Here is a 19,391-nt window from a genome sequence, read left to right as displayed (position 1 = left end):
TTTCAAATTATTATGCTTATATTTAAAATTGTGCTAATATTGTAAGTATATTCTTTTTACATAAGGGGGCTGCATAATGAAGTTTATAAGAAAAGATATAATGAAGCTTGCTTTACCTATACTAACTGAACAAGTTTTCGTTATTTCAATGGGGACTATAAATACAATGATGGCAGGCCATATTGGTAAAGAAGCTGTTTCAGCTATTGGAATGGTGGATTCCTTAAATTTTATTTTCATTTCATTTTTTTCAGCATTAGCGGTAGGCGGTACGGTTGTAGTGGCGCAGTTCGTAGGTCAAGGCAACATAAAGAAAGCTAATGCAGCTATGAAGCAGGCACTCTATTCCGGCTTTTTAATATCCTTTCTAGTTACCATAATTACTTGGACCCTTAGAGTTCCTATTATTAATGGATTATTTGGATCAGCGGATTCTCTGGTTATTAAAAACACAATCTTATATTTAGGCATAACCTTGCTTACATATCCTTTAATATCAATAGACTTAGTTGCAAATGGTATACTTAGAGGTGCTGGAGATACTAAAACTCCAATGATGATTACTATTTTCATGAATTTTATTAATATAATTTTTAGTTATCTATTTATTTATGGAATAAACATTCATAATGAGCATTTTAATATAGTTCTACAGGGTATGGGTATTAAAGGTGCTGCCCTAGGTATTGCATTAGCAAGAACTATAGGTGCCATAATAATTTTATTTGTACTTTTAAGAGGTTCTAGAATAATAAAGTTAACAAAGATATTAAAATTTAAATTAGATAAAGAATTATTAAAGCCTATATTTAATGTTGGTATTCCTGCTAGTTTGGAATCTCTTCTATTTAATTTAGGAAAACTTATTACTCAAATATTTATTGTTAGTATGGGAACTGTTACTATTGCTTCAAATGCAATTAGTGGTTCAATAGCTGGAATGATTAATATTCCAGGAAATGCATTTAGCATAGCTGCTACAGCAATTGTAGGGCAGCTAATGGGGCGAAGAAAGTTCAAGGAAGCTGAAAATTCCTTAAGATATCTTGTTTTCTTTTCATCTGTTTGCCTTGGTATAATAGGCCTTTTAACTGCACCCTTTGCTAAAAGTATTTGTTCCTTGTACTCAACAAATATTGATGTAATAAATCTTTCTGCAAAATTAATGGTGATAAATGCTGTTTTTGTTCTCTTTTGGCCCTTTTCTTTTGTACTCCCATCAGGCTTTAAAGGTGCAGGAGATGTAAAATACACCTTAGCGACTTCTATAATAGGTATGTGGGTATTTAGAATAACCCTTGGCTATCTTCTTGGCATTTCTTTAAAGCTTGGCCTTGTTGGTGTTTGGCTAGGTATGTACACAGACTGGCTGGTTAGAGGTGCGTTGTACTATATTAGACTTAAAAACGGTAAATGGAAGAATCACAGTGTCATTGAAAATACTTAATTTTGCACATAAAAATGGAGCTATTTTGCAATAGCCCCATTTGTTTTCTTATGCTAACTCTAATGCAATTTCCATCATTTGAGTGAAAGATGTTTGTCTTTCTTCAGCAGTAGTGGCTTCGTGGGTGACTAAAGAGTCTGATACAGTTAATATGCAAAGTGCATTTGCACCTGCACGAGCCGCATTCATGTATAAGGCTGCAGCTTCCATTTCTACTGCCATTACACCCATTTTTGCCCACTTCTTCCATGACTCTTGATCGTCGTCATAAAATGTATCAGAAGAATAGATGTTTCCAACCTTTGGCTCAATACCCTTTTCCTCAGCTATTTTAACTGCCTTTTTTAATAAATCCCAGGAAGCTGTTGGAGCAAATGTACCTGGTAAATTATATTGACTTGCATAATTTGAATTTGTAGACGCTGACATTCCTATAACTATATCACGAACCTTTACATTCTCTTGCATAGATCCACAGGAACCAATTCTAATTACATTTTTAACTCCATAAAAATTAATCAGCTCATAGGAATAGATACCTATTGATGGTATACCCATCCCAGTTCCCATAACAGAAATTTTTTTACCTTTATATGTACCAGTGTATCCAAACATATTTCGCACTGTATTAAATTGAACAGAATTTTCTAAATAGGTTTCAGCTATAAATTTTGCTCTTAAAGGATCACCTGGCAGAAGCACTGTTTCAGCTATAACTCCTTGTTCACTTACACCAATGTGAGGTGTTGGTATCATATATATCACTCTCCAAAGTTTAATAATAAGAGCATCCATTATCATTTATTGAACTGTTAAATATCAACAAAGTAACAAAGGATACCCTAATGGTATTATTATTATAAGTGATATTTTTACAAATAACCATAGCTATAATACAATTATTTCTAGAAAATTTATATAATAATATATATTATACCTATTTTATAGAGCTTTCATTATTATATTGGATTTTTCAATAAAACTAAATTTACTCCATGGTCCTATATAATTTAATAGGAAAAGTTCTTCCTCTGAAATTCTTCCTACTACATTGGTTTTTCCTGTATTTTTCATATCTTTAAGAGCTATTTGCAGCTCTCCTGCATATCTGGAATAAAGAGATGAATCAATAAGAATATCTCCTCTATTAATATCCTTTGCATTAAAGAGCGGAAATTCATGTCCTTTATATTTTACTCTGCTTTGAGTAGACCTTATCACATATTCAGATACATCTCCCCTATTAAAGTGAGGTTCTTCCAAAACAATTTTTCTTTCTATTTCAGGAATATTTTCTTCAAGCTCAACTGAAAATTGAAGCATATCCTTATTTAACTTACTTAATTTTTTTAATTCCTCTTCTGCAGCAAAAGCATTTGCAATTATAACATCATCTATTAATTCAGTGGCATATAAATGTTTTGCCTGCACTTCAATTGGCATAAAGCGATGCATCTCAAGAGTACAAAGTCCTTCTGATACTGGCCAAGGGCCATATTTTGCACTATTTGAGCTTACAAAGGCAGCTGTTCTTATGCCAAGTTCCTTATATTGCTTTGAGCATTTAACAAAATGTTCTAAGCTTAAGCCTGTATAAATACGAGGATAAAAGTTATGGCAGCCTAAAATATTTTCCTTATTTGCCTTATTTGATAGTATATTTTCAATATATCTCGTTCCATTACTCATATTAAATTCTATTTTTAGTCCATAAGGATTATAGGACATTATGGACTCCTCTATTCCACTAAACCCTAAATCTAACCTTATGCCACTGACTCCAAGTTCCTTAAAAAAAGATAAGTCCGAAATCGAGATACCGTATCTTTTTAAAACCGTAGAGTCTATATCAGAAATAACTTCCATATCCAGTCTATTAGCAAGTCGAGTTATTTCCTTAAATTCATTTATTGTATCTTCTATAGCCTTATCAGCAGTAGAAATAAGACATGTAAATATTCTTTTAAAGCCATATTTTGCTGCAAGTTCAATATAGTCTAAATTATCTTTTAAACTGGTGTGTCCTGAATATATTGATATACCAAGTTTCTTCATCATAATCCCTCCTTGTATTACTTATGCAGTACGTAACAATTATTTATTGTTACACTCCTAATATTCATATTTACCCCACCAAATGATTATTATCATTTGGTCTCCATTTAAATAATTAGACACGGGTTATACAAAATACACCAATGCACATATTTGTTTAAATTAGGCTCTACTGTGCATATTTGTATTCTAATTAACTCCGTGTCTAGTTTATCTTACATATTTAAAGATTTTGAAGAATTACTAGTCTCTAAATTCTTTGCATATTTTTCAGATACTGCTACAAAAGGAATATAAATTACAATACCTATTGCTAAATTTACTAATTGTAAAACTATTCCCATTACTGAACCTGTTGCTAAGAAACCGCTGATTATTGGAGGCATAGTCCAGTGTACTAAAGCAATTGTCTTAGGAACTATGTGAGCTGCCATTGCTGCATAGCTTGTAATTGTTAATACTAAAGGTGTTAAAATAAAAGGTATAACATAAATAGGATTTAATACAAGTGGCATACCAAACAAAACTGGTTCATTAATATTGAATAACGAAGGTGCAATACCTAATCTTGCCTTTGCCTTATTTTCTTCTCTTTTACCTACAATAAATATTGCTATAAGTAAGCAAATTGCTGATCCTGCTCCTCCCATATATACAAATGTATCAAAGAAGGTGGAGGTTATTATATTAGGTCCTGCTTGACCTGCTGCAAAAGCCTTAACATTAGCATCCATCAAAGGTAAGAATAATGCACTTGTTATTGGTAGTAATATATTTGCTCCATGTAATCCAAAGAACCATAAAAGATGAATTAAGAATACAACTAGTAAAGCTGCTCCTAGACTGCTTGCTAATCCTAATAGTGGTTTTTGAATAATAGTAAAAATATAATTATGAATATCCGGAACGCCTATATCTGTAAGAACTATTCTTATTATGCAAAAAACAATTAGAGTAATCATAGAAGGAAGTAATGCTGCAAAGGATCTTGAAACTGCTGGTGGAACTCCATCAGGCATTTTAATAACAAGCTTCTTATTGCCCATTAGCTTAACAAAAATTTCTGTTGCAACTAAAGCTACAAATAATGAAACAAATAGTCCTTGAGCTCCTAAGAAAGCAAATGGTATTGCCCAATCCTTAGCCGATCCAGCATAAAGCATTAATAAGGACGCAAAGGATACTATACCAGCTGTAAGTCCGTCTTTTTCATAAGATTTGGCAAGATTATAGCTTATAGTGAAAACAACTAAGAGTGACATTATAGCAAATGTACCATTCCACAAGTTACCGCCAAAGCTATTCCATTGATCCCCAAAAATGCTCTTCATAAAATCAGTCCAGCCTGGTATTGGCAGATTATTGAATAGAACTGCTAATGAGCCAATTAAAATCAAAGGCATAATAGCAACAAAACCATCACGTATAGCCACAAGATGTCTTTGAGAACCGACTTTTCCTGCAAAAGGCACAAAGTACTTTTCCAGGAATTCAATAATTTTTTTCATTGTAATTCCCCCTGTTTTATTAAATTATTATAATTTCATAAGCCATTGGCTTAATGATAACTATTTAAATTTATGGAATGAACTGCCTTAATTTTCATTTATATTACCTTAACGAAAACTATTTAAATAGACTTAATGCATAGTTTAAAACTTTTTCTCCATTCATCATTCCATAGTCAATGCTGTTTATAACATCAACAACAATTCCCTTTGGCTCATAGGCAGCTTTATATTTATTTAGCAAAAATCTTACCTGTGGTCCAAGTAGTAAAACATCAGTATTTTCTATGTGGTGTTTAAGTTCAGCTTCTGCTACTGCAATAATTTTAGCTTCTACTCCAAGCTTAACAGCAGCCTTTTCCATCTTTACAACAAGTAAGCTTGTGGACATTCCAGCACCGCATACTAAAGTAATTCTCTTCATTACAACAACCTCCTTTTTTGTAATATATTTTATTTATTGGTATAACTAGCAATTTTTGTGCCAAAACACTATTTTTATTAAAAACTATGATTTTCAATTAATAAGCTAATATCTCTGTGCTTTATCACTTTATTTATACTCAGTGTTTTGAAAATTTATGCTAGTGTTTTATTTATTTCTTTGTGTTTAATTTTTATAAATTAGTGTTTTGTTAAGTTCCCTTACTGTTTTAAAAATTTTTCATACATATCAACAAATTCTTGAGCCATATCTTTTATGGTTATTGCATTCATTAAATGATCTTGGGCATGTACCATGAGAAGAGTTACCTCCATGGATCTTCCACCTGCTTCTTCCTGAATAAGATGAGTTTGTACCTTGTGAGCTTCTCCTAAATTATCATTTGCTTTTATAAGAGCTTCTCTTGCCTCAGCTATTTTTCCTATCTTTGCAAATTGTATTGCTTCCATTGCATGACTTCTGGCATCCCCCCCATTTACGATAATTTTAAGTATTATTTCTTGATAATCCATGTCTACCACCCTTTCTAATGTTGTTGTGTTTTGTTTATCCATGTACATATAACTTTCATTAATTAAAACCACAGGCTTCATTACTATTGTAATTTGAAAATATTAATTATTTCTTTTACTTTATATACAAGCAAATATCATGCCAAAACACTATTAATATTATTTAAACTTTCAAAGGATATTGATCATAGGTATATAAAAATAGTGCGGTAATTACCCGCACCTATTACTCTCTATGAGTAGTTTTTAGTATTTAAATAACTCATAATATAGCAAATTTCATCTTCTATAATTTTAATATTATATTTTTTATTTAAATAGCTGCAGGCCTTTTGAACCACTGTGTATAATTCCGGATTCTCCTTTATATACTGCTCACTATCTTCAAACTCTATTATAGCTCCTCCAATCTTAAGCCTATCAATCATACAGCCCATATGAAGTGTAACTCCTATTAAAATATCTGTATCCATTTTTATGTTAAGCTCTTCTTCTACCTGAGAAATTATTTTCCTTATATCTTTAAAGACTTCACTACCATCTACATTCTTAAGTTGATGCTTTAAAGTATCACCCATTTTAATATAGGTAGCTTCTATATCAATGAGCTGCTGTATAGTGCTAATTGCTGTCAAGTTTAACACCTCATGTAGTCCAAATTGAGGAACCTTAAAGTTTACATCAAAGGTACTAACTATGCAAACCAGATTCTTATCTTTTATAAGCTTTTTAATTCTAATGTTTATATTTTCCTTATCTATTAAGTTTATAGGGATTATTTCTAAAAATCCTTTGTCAAACTTAAGCTGTTCCTCAAGAAAGTTTTTTAAAGATAATGCACTTCCTTCTCCTGTTGTGCATATGGTTAATATCACAAGGCTCGGCTTTACCTCATCTTCAAACTGATATCTTATTGTTTCATTTTGAATGAAGCTATTAACATTTAAGGTATCTTTATATACTTCATCTAAAGAATAACCAAGCATAGCTTTCCTTGCTGCCTCAATAACATGAAGAGTACTAACTAGTGGTATTGTTTTAGTATTAATTTCAAATTCCTTTTGCAGCTCCTCTCCAAAGGTTGTGAGTGAACCCATATCAACCAAAAGCAATATATCAGAAGTTATATTTTCATCCTTCACATGATTCTTTAACCTTTGAAGTACCTGTTGCGGTTTTTCTTCTAGTGGTGCATTTATTCCAATTACCTGTTTTACATCTAATAGCTTATTTGCTACCTCGGATATTGAAGTAGCAGTTGAATTACCATGAGCTACAACTATGACTTTAACTTCTTCTCGTAGTTCTATGTTATCTCGTTCATTGTAAGCAAGAAACATAGTTAAAAATCCTGCCTCATCTATTGGCATTGTAATATCTAAGTTACTTTCAATAATTTTTAAGCATTCAAGCGCTACACCAAATTCATCACTGTGCTCTGTTCTAATCCTATTAAGCTGTGGATTTATAATTTTTCTATTTCTTTTTATTCTTTCTATAGAGTTTGAAATATGTACAGCAATACCATAATAAACCTTTTGGCTTAGCACTCTTCTTAGCCTATCTTCGCTAAAACTTACTATTTGAGCAGCTACATTTATTATTTCTTCACTAATAACATTTTGAAGAGTAGAAATATCATTTTTTCTATTTACGCTTAATAAATATTTTGCAAAATAGTCTTCAATATTTTTTTCCATTTCTTTTTCAAGTTCATCTCCGCTTATACCTCTACCTTTAAGCTGATGTACTCTAAAATCAATCATTTCATAAATATTTTCTTCACTTTCTTCTTCTTCAAAGAGGTTGTTATCTTCACTTTTGTCAAAAGTACAATATCTCTTGTTTATTCCAATTAGCTTATTCCATATTTGCCTGTGTTCAGTTTCTTTGTAAAGGCCATCCTTTATATAACCCGGAAGCTCTCTGCTATTTATCATGATGCTTCCTTTTTTTCTAGAAACATAATCTGCATAAGCTTTTGCACAGGCTAGCTGAATATCAGTTTTTAGCTGTCCTACATTGTTAGTACAATTATAACTTAGGAAAGCTCTCATAGAATTTACTGAAACCATTATTTCTCTATCTAATCTAGAAGATTCTTCCTTAAAAAAATGGCTTATTAAATAGAATCTTTCTTCCAAACTTCTTTCTGAAAGTCCTGGAATGCGAATTATCATAGGTATTCTTCTAGTAAAGGTTCTAAGTAGTGCCGAATCAGGATTTTCTGTAGTTGCGGAAACGATAAGAACATTTGCTTTTCTCTCCTGTTCTGTTTCTCCAAGCCTTCTAAAACTACCTCTATCCATAAAGGTAAAGAACATTTCCTGTCCTTCTGGCGGCAATCTATGAACCTCATCTAAAAATAACATTCCTCCATTAGCCTTTTCAATTAATCCAATCTTATCTGAGTCTGCACCTGTATATGCACCCTTTTTACTTCCAAAAAGCTGACTTATTAAAAGCTGAGGATTATTAGCATAATCAGCACAATTAAATGTTATAAAAGGAGAACCTTCTTCCATTTTATTCATTTCAATAGCATATCTATGTATTAGTCCAGCAAACATTGATTTTCCAACGCCAGTATCTCCAAGAATAAGAATATGCATCCCCTTGGGTGGATAAAGTATTGCTGCCTTTGCCTGCTCAACAGAAGAAAACAAACTTTGATTTTGCGCAGCAAATTTATCAATAGCAGTAACTTCTGTTTCCATTTCAACTTCATCTATTATAGTAAAAAGTACAGGTCTTCCATTACTTTTAGAAACCTTCCCTTCTTCGCATAGTCTATTTAAATCATTACTTACATTTGCCCTGCTTAATTTTAGTTTTTCAGCAATTTCAAGTGCACTTACTCCAGTTCCGCAACTAAGTTCCTTAAGCTTTTCATATACCACATCAATTCTCTTCATTAATCTCGCCCCTCCTTATCCTTATTCTACCTAATCATCAAAGCTTTTGCATTACTTTTTTCAAAGAACTTAGGGACGGTTAACAACTTTTTACTCTTTACTCATTAGTAATGAGGAACTGTTAACAATTTTCGATTCAATAGCATAATCTCAAGAGGGACGGTTAATAATTTTCATTACTTTCGCTTGATCCAGAGTTAAAATTTGATTGAAATCACATTTTATATTGACTATAGTCACAGATATTATTAATTAAAAAAACTATAATTTAATTAATAAATGAATTGGAGGAGATTGTTGAATGAATAAAATAGATAATTTAGTGGATTTATTACAAAAATTAAACTCTGGAGATATAACACCAGAACTTAGACAGAACGCATTAGAAATGGTAAAAACTGTTGATCCTTTAGAATTATCATTAGCAGAACAAAAATTAATTGAAAATGGAACTAAACCTGAAGATTTGAGACATCTATGTGATATTCACATGGAAGTTTTAAAAGATGAATTAGATAAATTAAAGGTGAGCTTAACACCTGACCATGTATTAACTACATTAATTGCTGAACATGATGAAATATTAAAGCGTTTAACAATACTTGAAGATATAAATAGTAAAATTCAGAAAATGGAGACTTTTGATAATAATTCTGGTTTGTTTAAAGAACTTTTAGAAGTAGCCATTGAAATCCTAGGAGCAGAACCACATCATAAAAGAGAAGAAGATGTGCTTTTCCCAGAACTCGAATCAAGAGGAGTTACAGGACCAACGAGGGTAATGAGAATGGAACATGACATGTTAAGAGCTAAAAAGAAAGAAATCAAGTCACTAGCTGAAAATGTAGAATCAATGAATTTTATGGATTTTAAATCTCAATTAGATGATGCTGCTAAGTATTTAATATTTAACCTTAGAGATCATATTTATAAGGAAAATCATATTCTTTATCCTACTTCAATTGAGACTCTTTCAGATAAAAACCTTTGGATTACAATGAAAGAATCTTGCGATAAAATTGGCTACTGCAGCTTTACCCCCGGCAAGTAGTGGCCAAATATCATTAGTTGTCTATGTCACCTCAATTTTGGATATAATTCAAGATATATTATTCCATAATTGAGGTGATTTTTATGCCAAGACAAGCAAGAATAAAGTCAAACACAGCAATATATCACATTATGGCCCGAAGCATCTCTGAAATTGATCTTTTCAAAGATGATGAAGATAAGAAAAAATATTTATATATTGTTAAAGATTATCAAAAAATTTATAATTTTAAAGTATATGCTTACTGCCTAATGGATAATCATTTACATATAATAATTGATTCTAATGGTGCAGATATATCTAAGATAATGCATAGTATAAATTTTAAATATGCTAGTTATTTTAATAGAAAACATAATAGACATGGACATCTATTTCAAGATAGATTTAAAAGCAAAATTGTTTTCAATGAAAGATACCTGTTTACATTAACAGCCTATATACATAATAATCCTTCATCTTTACCAGAGTATGAAAATAACCTTGAAGATTACTCTTTTTCTAGTCTAAGAATATATTTAAAATTGAGGAATGATGCTTTTCAAATTATTGATTTTAAATTTGTTCAAAGCCTTTTCGGTGTATGTTCTAATAAGTCCAAGGAGCATTATATAAAATTAGTTTTGGAATCAACACAACTAATAGCTGAAGAAGAAGCAGAATTTCAAAGTGAACCAACTGAATATAGAAGTGAACGTAAAATACTAAACAGAGATTTCAAGGCAGAAGATATAATTGCGTACGTTGCAAGATATACGAATATAAGCAAAACCAATCTTTACGCAAAATATAATAAGAATGTAGTTAAAGCTAGAGCATTATTAGTTCTATTGCTAAGAAATTTGTGCAATTCTAGTTGTAAAGATATTTGTGGTATTATTGGCAATATAACTCAATCACGTGTTTCTAAGCTTTGTGATATTGGTAAGGATCTAATTACCTATGATGAAAAATATAAAAACATAGTTTATGAATTTATAGATATTTGTTCTTAATTTCAGAAATTTATTATTAATAATTTTAAAGTATTGTACAAGCTGTTTAAAATTGAAAATATTACACTTAAAGTTATAGATTGATATTTAGTTGAAATTTAAATATTTTTTAATAAATATTAATTGATAGATATTTCTTATTCAAGGTTAAGGGTGGAAATTCACTTAAAGAATTAACCGTCCCTTAACCTTGAAATGTTCATAAAACTTATCCTTCCCTAAATGTCACATTGATCAATTTCTATAGAGTAGTGTCCGCAATTTTCACAAACTGCAATGCTTACAATAAAGCTGTTGTCTGCCTTATTTGATTTAAATAACTGGGATGCTGTAGTATTTTTAAATTCATTTGATATATTGCTAATAATATATTCACCTTTATTAGTAAAGATGAAAAAGTGGTATTCAAGAAATCTAAAAAACTTAGCTTTTTCCTTTTTACCAGCAAAGCAATTTTCACATGGATTATCGTAGTACTCTACGTCAAAATTAACTTCATCTGTCTCATTTAATAGAGCAAATATTAGATCCCTATCAATGCCTTCAACTGGTTGTGCTTCATCATTGGCAATGTAATCTAAATTATCCTCTTTAAGTTCATAGGTTTTATCATTGAATTGGAATTTATAACTTTTCATATGCTCCTCCATAAATTTTAAATTTAAATCAAAGAATTGAGTGAGGAATTAACCGTGCCAAACTCAAACTCATCAAGAAGTTGAATCAGGAATTAACCATTCCCAAGTATTTTATCACACTTTGAATGAATTATTGTAAAATTTGAATATTTACGCAATTCTACAATTATTTCACTTTTTATTAGCAGTATACTAATTTTTTTCATTTTTTTATAATTTAATTAATAAATTATTAATTTTGACCTTGTTATGTTTTTATCATGATGATATAATTAAGTCGAATTAAAAATAAATTAACATTTTAGTAATAAACAATTATTTTTGTTTATTACTAATAGGAAATACGAGGAGGACAAAAAAATGAAAATTAGAGCATTAGTATTATCATTAGCTGTAGTATCTACAGTATTTACAGGATGTGCAAAACAAGCAGCTCCAACACCAGTACCAACTACACCAGCGCCAGCTGCTACTACACCAGCTAAAACAGATACAGTAACAGGAGCTTCAATGGCTACTGATGAAGCATCTTTTGAGCAAAAGATAGGTAAAAGCGGTGTTGTTGTAGTTCTTACTAATAAAGACCTTACTTTTACTAAGGACATAACTGTTGACGGTACATTTACTAAAAAGGATAAGACAGGTAAAGAAGTTGTTGCTCGCTCACTTGGATTAGCTACAGAAACAGCTGATAAGAAAGTTGACAAGAGATTTACAGTTGCAGCACCAAAAATAGTAATAAACAGCGAAAATACACTTCTTGAATTTGGTACTCTAAAGGGCGATGTTTATGTACAAGCTAAGGGATTCACAACTAAAGATGCTACAATTGACGGAAATCTTTACTTTGCTACAGAAGAATTAAAGAATGCATTCAAGGCTGATGCTACAACTAAAATAACTGGAAAAGTTGAAGTTAAAGCTTATACAAAGTAATTTAATTTAAAATTAAAATAGTGTGGGCCCTTTCTAAGATTTATTAAAATTCTTAGAAAGGGCCCTACTATTATATTATAATATAATAAATTTATTTCTTTATTCTTACTGCTGTAATTTGCAATTATCTTTGATATAATTAATTTATTATTAATTGGAGGTATACAAAAGATGTCAATCAAAATTATAGCTGATAGCAGCTGTGACTTAAATGATGAATTAAAAAGAACATTAAATATAGATATAGCCCCACTAATTCTGCAGCTTGGAGAAAAAGCTTATGTTGATGATGATAGCCTTGATGTAGTAGCCTATGTTAAAGCAATGGCTCAATGTGAAACTGCTCCAAAAACAGCTTGCCCTTCCCCTGATGATTATATGAAAAGATATGCTGGCTTAGAAAGCACTTTTGTAGTAACGCTTTCTAACGTATTAAGCGGATCTTATAATAGCGCAGTTTTAGCTAAAAATTTATTTCTAGAAGAAGCTCAAAATAAATTCATTCATGTTTTCGATAGCTTAAGCGCGTCTGTTGGTGAAACTCTTGTAGTTCTTAAGATAAATGAGCTTGCAAAATTAAATTTAGGGGATATGGAAATAGTGGATAAAGTAACAAGTTATATTAAGGATATGAAAACACTGTTTCTGCTAGAAAGCCTTGATCACCTTGCAAAGGCTGGGCGATTAAACAATATAGTTGCAAAGATAGCTTCAATGTTTTCTATAGCCGCCATAATGGGTGGAGATAACGGACACATAAAGCTTGTAGAAAAAGTCAGAGGCTATAAAAAAGCATTTATAAGGCTTATTGATACAATAGGTGAAGAAGGAAAGAACCTTGAGGATAAAATACTAGGAATTGCCCATTGTAATTGTCTCGATAGAGCTTTGCAGCTAAAGGAAGAAGCTTTAAAGAGATATAATTTTAAAGATATTATTATTGTAGAGATGAAGGGTCTAAGTTCTTCCTATGCTGATAATGGTGGTATTGTAATAGCTTTTTAAGCAACATAAGCTTGTTCCAATCATGTGGGCAAGCTTTATTTTTTTAATAGTATTAAAAAATAAGTATTTGTAGTAATATATTTTGTATTAATAAAGTTCTTAAATTTGTAACAACCTTGTCATGAAATTGCCATAAAAGTATTTTATTTTATATATATACTACAAAAGAAATTAATTAATGAAGGAATTTAAATAAAGGAGGAAAACTTTATGGAATATAACAATAATAATGAAGTAAACACTGAAAATACACTTAATAATGATGATCAAAATATCAGTGCAGAAAGTGAAGGCAAAAATGATAGTGAAGTAAACACTGAAAGTACACTTAATAATGATGAGCAAAATATCAGTGCAGAAACTGTAGACAATAATGCTAGTGAAATAAACACTGAAAATATACTTAATAATGATGTGCAAAATATCAGTGTAGAAAGTGCAGGCAAAAATGAGGCCGAGGAATTAATAAGCAGCGATAATGCTAGCAATAATGGTCAATCTGAACATAATGACAATTATGTCTTTAATTACAGCGATAATAAACAAAATTTCAAAAAGAAACCTAGTAAGTTTAAAAAGGTATTCTCCTATGTGGCTGTAGGGGTAATTTGTACAGTAATAGGCGGTGTTGCTTCAGGTGCTGCTGTGCTCTATGCCTTACCGAACACTAATTTCTTTAAAAACAGCGACTTGTATAAATCAATAGCTACTAATGCTAATACCTCAAATACAGTTTATGACGGACACCCAACTCAGCTGGCTTCAACAGGATCAGCCTTAAGTGCTACTGAAATAGCAAAAAAGGTAGGACCGGCAGTAGTAGCTATAACTTCTACTCTTCAAAGTTCAGGTGGCTACTATAATCAACCAACACAAGGTGTTGGAACTGGAATGATTATAAATCAAGACGGTTATATTCTTACAAATTATCATGTAGTAGAAGGTGCTCAGTCAATAAAGGTAACTTTAAGCAACGGAAAGCAGGTAAATGCTAAAGTTGTAAACTATGATTCAAGCTATGATGTGGCTGTAGTTAAAATAACTGATAGTGTTCAAGTACCTGCAGTGGTTGAACTTGGAGATTCTGATAACCTTCAGGTTGGAGAATCAGTGGTAGCAATAGGTAACCCACTAGGGACTGACTTCTTTGGTTCAGTAACCTCTGGGATAGTAAGTGCCTTAAATAGAAAAATAAGTAGTGATCCAAATAATTTATCTTATATACAGACAGATGCAGCAATAAATGCAGGTAACAGTGGTGGACCATTAATTAATTCAAGAGGTCAAGTAATAGGTATAAACACAGCTAAAATTAAAGAAAGTGGTGTTGAAGGCCTAGGCTTCTCAATTCCAATAAATGCTGTAAAGAATAAGATTCCAGATCTTTCAAAACCTGTATTAATGATAGGAATTCAAGGGCAACAAATAGATAAGGCTACATCAAGCCAGTACAATTTGCCTATTGGCCTTTATGTCCAAGATGTAACAACCTTTAGCCCAGCTGAAAAAGCAGGTATTAAAACTGGAGACGTTATAGTAAAATTTGATGGTCAAACGGTAACTACATTTGATCAGGTTAATACATTGAAGAATAAGCATAAAGCAGGGGATAAGGTTTCTGTTACCATAAGCAGAGATGGAAAAGAGCAGAACTTAACTTTAACCTTAACTAATCAATAAAAAACAAAAACAGCTTGAAATTTTTCAAGCTGTTTTTGTTCTTTTCTTGCTGCATTTAATTTTTATATTCCTTTATAATCTCATCAAAACTTTCTATAATTTCATCTAATTTTTTAGTTGAAGTAATGACTTCATCGATGGATGAGGTCTGCTCTTCTACTGAAGCGCTTATCTCTTGTGTTGCTGCAGCGGACTGCTGAGCCACTGATGCAATATTTTCAACTGCACTTAATACATTTATTCTTACATTATCTACATCTTTTATATGTCCATCTAACGCTCGAATATCTTCAATTGTATTATTTACTGTGTATCCTATTTCTGAAAAAGCCTCTTGAGATTTGTCTAATGATAATTTTACCCTATTTATTAATGGTACGCTTGAGTTAGTTTCAAGGCTTATGTTTTCTATATCCTTAGTTAAGTTATCTACAATTTTTTGAATTTCATCAGTGGAATATGATGCCTGTTCTGCTAACTTTCTAACTTCTTCGGAAACAACCGCAAAACCTTTCCCATTTTCTCCTGCTCTAGCTGCTTCTATAGCTGCATTTAAAGCTAGAAGGTTAGTCTGCTCTGCAATAGAACTTATTGACTTTAGTATATTTTCAATTGAATTTGAAGCTTCTTCTAAACTTTTAATCCTTGCAACTACATTTAATGCTGATTTTTGGTATTCATTAAAATCTTTATCCAATTCTCTTAATGATTCAGTTCCAATATCATTTTTATTTTTCATGTTATTTGTATTTGAAACTGTTGTATTTATTATTTTTAATACTTCCTCAATTTTTAAGGACAAGTTATTTACTAATTCAAACCCTTTATTTGACTCTTCTGCTTGGTTTGTGCTCCCTGAAGCAATTTCATAAACTGTTTTATTAATACTTTCACTAGAAATACCAATTTCAGATGTAGAGGTAGTTAAAACACTAGATGAATTTAATAACATTTCTGAAGTATCCTTAATTTCAGTAACCATTTTCCTCATATTTAAAATCATTTTATTAAATGATTTTGCCAATAAGCCCAATTCATCGTCGCTTTTAAATTCTAGTTCAGCATTACGTAAGTCTCCCTTAGAAACTTTATCAGATATTTTAGCTATCTTTAATATTGGTTTTACCATATAACTGGCCAATAAAAATCCACAAAAGGAAATAATTAAGCTTGCGGCAATTGAAAATATCAAGCTTAAAAGCTTAATATTTTTGAGACCAGCATACATATCAGAAGCATCATAATCAACTCCTACAAAACCTATAGTTTGATTATTATCCATTATTGGGTAATAGGAGCTTATTAGGGTTCCCCATTGATCTTGGCGTATCTTGGCATCTGTGTATGGCTTACCACTCCATACCTCTTCATAAATAGGACTTGAGTCATCAATATCCCCTATATGAGATAAATTACTTTCCTCTGAACCATCAACAACATATGTGAATTTTCCATCTTCATTTTTTCTTAATGTATACACAAATTTTGATCCACTAATTTTCCTTATATTACTTAAACTCTCTCTCATTTTTATATATGAGTCCTTTTGCTCATCCTCTTTGGTCTTAAGCTGTTCAAACTCCTTTATATCAATGTAACCAACTGCTGTTTTTGCAATATTCTCAGCCTTTTGAGCCATAGTTTTTGTTATAATATTGCTGCAAGCAAAATAAATGGAGGTTGATAACATTGCTATAATTATTACTGAGATAAATAAAAAGGTAAAGGTTGTCTTTGTTTTTAGCTTTTTAAAATAAGGTACATCATCTGTTTCTTTTAATACTAATTTTTTATTCATTTTTTCTCCTTAATTACACTTTTTTTCTTATGTAACTTAAATCATTATTTTGTATTAATTTTAACAAATGAAATTATACTTCAAACTTCATGTCGAAGTAAGATGAAAATTGTATGTTATTGTATATATTTTAAAATTTATCAATAATTTTAATCATTAAACAAAGCTAATTATTAAATTTAAGTTTTTAATTATTAAAAGTTTAAAAATATCAGCAATACAATTTCTTATTATAAAAAAGCGCTGTAGTATTTTAGCACTAAGCTAAAACCCTACAGCGCTTTATATTCTCTAAAAATGACTTCAAAATAATCATGTCCATAATTATGAAAAACACCTGTGTTAATCATATCTGATAATTCTTCCTTGCTCACCCATTTAGCTAAACTGACTTCCTCAACTTGAATTTCTAATTCATTTATTGCAACATTCTTCCTAATGATCCAGACGTCTGCAAAGTGATCTTTTTTCTTAATTCTAAAAAGCATTTTTATTCTTTCAGAATCAATATTAATACCTATTTCTTCTTTTACTTCTCTTAAGGCAGCAGTTAAACTGTCTTCTCCAGCAATAACAGAACCTCCAGTAACTGCCCATATACCTGGTAAATGTTTTAAATTATCAGCCCTCTTTTGGATTAAGAATTCCTTGTTATCGTTAACAATCCATATGTGAACGGCTAAGTGGAATTCCCCTTCCTTAAGCTCCTCTCCCCTTATGATTGTCTTATTTAACTTGTTACCCATTCCATCCAAAAGATCCCAAAGCTCCATGAGTTTTCTCCTTCTTATACAAGAATTATGATTTTTTTATCTGAGCAATATTATAACATATAATTATATTAAATTCTCCATTATACAACAAATATTGCCTAATTTTTCCCTAAAATAATAAAGTGTATTTTCAGGAAGCTAAGGAGGAAATATTTTAGCATCTTATTATAATTATTCAATTTTATGATTAACAGAAAGTTCATCAATACATTTACCTATAATTTTAATTCCCTTTTCTATATCCTGAAGAGATAATCTAGAAAAACCAAGTCTAAGTGTATCTGTTCCTTTCCCATCAACATAAAATATATCTCCAGGCATAAAAATAGCGCCTTGCCTCATAACCATATCTAATAGGCTTCTGGCATCAATATTAAATAGCTTTACAAATATGTGAAGGCCACCTTCACCATAAATTTTACAGCTTGAGAGGTACCTACTAGCTAAGCTCATTATAAACTTATATTTTTCTCTGTAGTGCTTTCGTGCCTTTTTTAAATATGCCCCATAATCACCGCTTTTTAAAAATTCATATAAGAATGCCTGGTCCAATACCGAACTGTGAATATTCCTACTTCTTTTTATACTTTCTAAGCTGTTAATTAGCTTTTTATCTGCAGCTATCCAGCCTATCCTAATTCCAGGAAATAATATTTTAGAAAAACTACCGATGTATACTACACTGTTATCTTCCATAGAAAGTGCAGCAATTGAAGCCAAATGAGATGATGAATATAACAGTTCCTCGTTAAAGCCATCTTCGATAATTGGCAAGTTATATTTTTTACAAAGCTTATAAACTTCCATTCTTTTATCTGCAGACATTACGGTTCCTGTTGGATTATGATATGAAGGAATTAGGTATATTAATTTATATTTATTCTTAGCAAGCTTCTCCTGCAGCTCTCCAAGGTTTATTCCATCTTCATTAATATCTACCCCTTGAATTTCTAAGCCATGAAGCTTCATTAGTTTTATAGCTGTGTTGTGGGTTGGATTTTCGCAGAGTACTAAATCACCTTCATTTGTAAGTGCAGACAAGGTAATATCAAAACCTTCTGTAAAGCCATTTGTAACAATAACTTCTTTATTTAATAAATCTATTCCTTTATTTTTCACATATTCCTTTAATTTATCTAAAAGAGGCTTATATCCCATTGCGTAGCCATAATTAAAAATTTTTTCTCCTTCAAAGGAAATACTATTTAGAAAATCCCGTCTGATTTGCTCAAGATTAAATAGTTTTTCATCAGGAGCTATACTCTTAAAAGATATCATATTTTTTTCAGTTACTGCTTCGTTTTTAACAATATCTAATTCCAATGCCTTTTTACCATAGTTACTAATCTTTGTATCCCAATCAATTACCCACCCTATCTCTTTATTCTTAAAGCCACTAAAAACATAGGCTCCCTTCCCTTTTATAACTTTTATATAGCCTTTATCCTCCAGCAGCTCATAGGCGTGCATACAGGAATTCCTACTCAAGTTTAAAATTTCTGACAGCTCTCTTGTAGAAGGCAGTTTACTACCTTCTACAAGCATATTTTCTTCTATCATTTTTATTATTTGTGCCTCTATTTGTATATATAATGGTTCACTGCTATTAAAAATGATTTCTGATAAAAACATA

General features: G+C 31.0%; 16 protein-coding genes. 6 read left to right on the top strand and 10 right to left on the bottom strand.

Annotation, left to right across the window (positions count from 1 at the left end; genetic code table 11):
• Window positions 1-76 precede the first annotated feature (76 nt).
• Window positions 77-1,447, top strand: coding sequence for an MATE family efflux transporter (locus ACJDUH_RS03045; RefSeq protein ID WP_406763676.1), 1,371 nt, complete (start codon window positions 77-79; stop codon window positions 1,445-1,447).
• Window positions 1,448-1,495: 48 nt separating this feature from the next.
• Here ACJDUH_RS03045 and deoD read toward each other — a convergent pair whose 3' ends face one another.
• The 6 genes from deoD to ACJDUH_RS03015 all read right to left on the bottom strand — a co-directional run bounded on the left by deoD (window position 1,496) and on the right by ACJDUH_RS03015 (window position 8,882).
• Complete coding sequence (deoD, locus tag ACJDUH_RS03040) at window positions 1,496-2,203, bottom strand: purine-nucleoside phosphorylase (RefSeq protein ID WP_406763675.1); 708 nt, start codon at window positions 2,201-2,203, stop codon at window positions 1,496-1,498.
• Between the two features lie 186 nt (window positions 2,204-2,389).
• Window positions 2,390-3,502: a DUF871 domain-containing protein gene (locus ACJDUH_RS03035; RefSeq protein WP_406765006.1), complete on the bottom strand. Its 1,113-nt coding sequence runs from the start codon at window positions 3,500-3,502 to the stop codon at window positions 2,390-2,392.
• Between the two features lie 215 nt (window positions 3,503-3,717).
• Window positions 3,718-5,010 (bottom strand): PTS cellobiose transporter subunit IIC, encoded by a 1,293-nt coding sequence (celB, locus tag ACJDUH_RS03030; RefSeq protein ID WP_406763674.1) that lies wholly within the window; start codon window positions 5,008-5,010, stop codon window positions 3,718-3,720.
• Between the two features lie 118 nt (window positions 5,011-5,128).
• Complete coding sequence (locus ACJDUH_RS03025) at window positions 5,129-5,434, bottom strand: PTS sugar transporter subunit IIB (protein ID WP_406763673.1); 306 nt, start codon at window positions 5,432-5,434, stop codon at window positions 5,129-5,131.
• A 221-nt stretch (window positions 5,435-5,655) separates the two neighbouring features.
• A complete protein-coding gene (locus ACJDUH_RS03020; RefSeq protein ID WP_406763672.1) occupies window positions 5,656-6,048 on the bottom strand; it encodes a PTS sugar transporter subunit IIA in 393 nt (130 codons plus the stop codon).
• Window positions 6,049-6,200: 152 nt separating this feature from the next.
• Complete coding sequence (locus ACJDUH_RS03015) at window positions 6,201-8,882, bottom strand: sigma-54-dependent transcriptional regulator (RefSeq protein ID WP_406763671.1); 2,682 nt, start codon at window positions 8,880-8,882, stop codon at window positions 6,201-6,203.
• 301 nt (window positions 8,883-9,183) lie between these two features.
• Here ACJDUH_RS03015 and ACJDUH_RS03010 point away from each other — a divergent pair, with 301 nt between their 5' ends.
• Window positions 9,184-9,933 (top strand): DUF438 domain-containing protein, encoded by a 750-nt coding sequence (locus ACJDUH_RS03010; protein WP_406763670.1) that lies wholly within the window; start codon window positions 9,184-9,186, stop codon window positions 9,931-9,933.
• A gap of 83 nt (window positions 9,934-10,016) precedes the next feature.
• On the top strand, window positions 10,017-10,928 hold the full coding sequence (locus ACJDUH_RS03005) for a transposase (RefSeq protein WP_406763669.1): 912 nt from the start codon (window positions 10,017-10,019) through the stop codon (window positions 10,926-10,928).
• 218 nt (window positions 10,929-11,146) lie between these two features.
• On the opposite strand, the gene ACJDUH_RS03000 is transcribed toward ACJDUH_RS03005, so the two are convergent.
• Window positions 11,147-11,566 carry a DUF3785 family protein gene (locus ACJDUH_RS03000; protein WP_406763668.1) on the bottom strand — a complete coding sequence of 140 codons (420 nt, stop codon included), beginning with the start codon at window positions 11,564-11,566 and terminating at the stop codon, window positions 11,147-11,149.
• Between the two features lie 360 nt (window positions 11,567-11,926).
• Between ACJDUH_RS03000 and ACJDUH_RS02995 the strand changes: the two genes are divergently transcribed.
• From ACJDUH_RS02995 to ACJDUH_RS02985, 3 genes are all read left to right on the top strand, one after another.
• Window positions 11,927-12,502, top strand: coding sequence for a hypothetical protein (locus ACJDUH_RS02995; protein WP_406763667.1), 576 nt, complete (start codon window positions 11,927-11,929; stop codon window positions 12,500-12,502).
• 171 nt (window positions 12,503-12,673) lie between these two features.
• Window positions 12,674-13,507 (top strand): DegV family protein, encoded by an 834-nt coding sequence (locus ACJDUH_RS02990; RefSeq protein ID WP_406763666.1) that lies wholly within the window; start codon window positions 12,674-12,676, stop codon window positions 13,505-13,507.
• A gap of 210 nt (window positions 13,508-13,717) precedes the next feature.
• Window positions 13,718-15,187, top strand: coding sequence for a S1C family serine protease (locus tag ACJDUH_RS02985; protein WP_406763665.1), 1,470 nt, complete (start codon window positions 13,718-13,720; stop codon window positions 15,185-15,187).
• Between the two features lie 55 nt (window positions 15,188-15,242).
• Here the strand turns inward: ACJDUH_RS02985 and ACJDUH_RS02980 are convergent, their stop codons facing one another.
• The 3 genes from ACJDUH_RS02980 to ACJDUH_RS02970 form a co-directional block, all read right to left on the bottom strand.
• Complete coding sequence (locus tag ACJDUH_RS02980) at window positions 15,243-16,985, bottom strand: methyl-accepting chemotaxis protein (protein ID WP_406763664.1); 1,743 nt, start codon at window positions 16,983-16,985, stop codon at window positions 15,243-15,245.
• 272 nt (window positions 16,986-17,257) lie between these two features.
• Window positions 17,258-17,758 (bottom strand): NUDIX hydrolase, encoded by a 501-nt coding sequence (locus ACJDUH_RS02975; RefSeq protein ID WP_406763663.1) that lies wholly within the window; start codon window positions 17,756-17,758, stop codon window positions 17,258-17,260.
• Between the two features lie 171 nt (window positions 17,759-17,929).
• A complete protein-coding gene (locus ACJDUH_RS02970) occupies window positions 17,930-19,390 on the bottom strand; it encodes an aminotransferase-like domain-containing protein (RefSeq protein ID WP_406763662.1) in 1,461 nt (486 codons plus the stop codon).
• Between the last annotated feature and the right edge of the window lies 1 nt (window position 19,391).

The sequence above is a fragment of the Candidatus Clostridium radicumherbarum genome, assembly GCF_045310525.1.
Classification (GTDB): Bacteria; Bacillota; Clostridia; order Clostridiales; family Clostridiaceae; genus Clostridium_AT; species Clostridium_AT radicumherbarum.
This window is presented reverse-complemented; position numbering and strand designations above follow the sequence as displayed.

What these genes read in the sequence shown, in the direction of transcription:
- ACJDUH_RS02990 (WP_406763666.1), top strand. Translation starts at nt 12,674, where the DNA reads ATGTCAATCAAAATTATAGCTGATAGCAGCTGTGACTTAAATGATGAA.
- ACJDUH_RS03000 (WP_406763668.1), bottom strand. Translation starts at nt 11,566, where the DNA reads ATGAAAAGTTATAAATTCCAATTCAATGATAAAACCTATGAACTTAAA.
- celB (WP_406763674.1), bottom strand. Translation starts at nt 5,010, where the DNA reads ATGAAAAAAATTATTGAATTCCTGGAAAAGTACTTTGTGCCTTTTGCA.
- ACJDUH_RS03015 (WP_406763671.1), bottom strand. Translation starts at nt 8,882, where the DNA reads ATGAAGAGAATTGATGTGGTATATGAAAAGCTTAAGGAACTTAGTTGC.
- ACJDUH_RS02985 (WP_406763665.1), top strand. Translation starts at nt 13,718, where the DNA reads ATGGAATATAACAATAATAATGAAGTAAACACTGAAAATACACTTAAT.
- ACJDUH_RS02970 (WP_406763662.1), bottom strand. Translation starts at nt 19,390, where the DNA reads ATGTTTTTATCAGAAATCATTTTTAATAGCAGTGAACCATTATATATA.
- ACJDUH_RS03025 (WP_406763673.1), bottom strand. Translation starts at nt 5,434, where the DNA reads ATGAAGAGAATTACTTTAGTATGCGGTGCTGGAATGTCCACAAGCTTA.
- ACJDUH_RS03045 (WP_406763676.1), top strand. Translation starts at nt 77, where the DNA reads ATGAAGTTTATAAGAAAAGATATAATGAAGCTTGCTTTACCTATACTA.
- ACJDUH_RS02975 (WP_406763663.1), bottom strand. Translation starts at nt 17,758, where the DNA reads ATGGAGCTTTGGGATCTTTTGGATGGAATGGGTAACAAGTTAAATAAG.
- ACJDUH_RS03035 (WP_406765006.1), bottom strand. Translation starts at nt 3,502, where the DNA reads ATGAAGAAACTTGGTATATCAATATATTCAGGACACACCAGTTTAAAA.
- ACJDUH_RS03020 (WP_406763672.1), bottom strand. Translation starts at nt 6,048, where the DNA reads ATGAAGCCTGTGGTTTTAATTAATGAAAGTTATATGTACATGGATAAA.
- deoD (WP_406763675.1), bottom strand. Translation starts at nt 2,203, where the DNA reads ATGATACCAACACCTCACATTGGTGTAAGTGAACAAGGAGTTATAGCT.
- ACJDUH_RS03005 (WP_406763669.1), top strand. Translation starts at nt 10,017, where the DNA reads ATGCCAAGACAAGCAAGAATAAAGTCAAACACAGCAATATATCACATT.
- ACJDUH_RS02995 (WP_406763667.1), top strand. Translation starts at nt 11,927, where the DNA reads ATGAAAATTAGAGCATTAGTATTATCATTAGCTGTAGTATCTACAGTA.
- ACJDUH_RS03010 (WP_406763670.1), top strand. Translation starts at nt 9,184, where the DNA reads ATGAATAAAATAGATAATTTAGTGGATTTATTACAAAAATTAAACTCT.
- ACJDUH_RS02980 (WP_406763664.1), bottom strand. Translation starts at nt 16,985, where the DNA reads ATGAATAAAAAATTAGTATTAAAAGAAACAGATGATGTACCTTATTTT.